The sequence below is a fragment of the Brevibacterium sp. SIMBA_078 genome (assembly GCF_046534565.1).
GTDB lineage: Bacteria > Actinomycetota > Actinomycetes > Actinomycetales > Brevibacteriaceae > Brevibacterium.
Window position 1 is genome coordinate 1 of sequence record NZ_JAWRYQ010000468.1, and the last position, 246, is coordinate 246.

The window sequence follows — 246 nt, forward strand, 5'->3', positions numbered from 1 at the left end:
CAACGATGCACCAGAACATAACCCGGGTCATTAATAAGTGGCGTCCCCGCATCACTGACTAAAGCCAGCGAATCACCTTGTTGTAAGCGTTCTATGACCGCGTCTACACGCTGTGTCTCATTATGTTCGTGCAGGGCGAATACGTCATTCTGTATGCCATAATGCTGCATGAGTTTGCGCGTGTGTCTTGTATCTTCCGCAGCAATGGCTGCAACTTCCGCCAATGTCTTAACTGCTCTTTCCGTT

At 49.2% G+C, this 246-nt stretch carries 1 pseudogene; it reads right to left on the reverse strand.

Going from position 1 to position 246, the window contains the following annotated elements:
* A pseudogene (locus SB749_RS20440) lies at positions 1-224 on the reverse strand (16S rRNA (cytidine(1402)-2'-O)-methyltransferase); the annotation flags it as partial.
* Positions 225-246 lie beyond the last annotated feature (22 nt).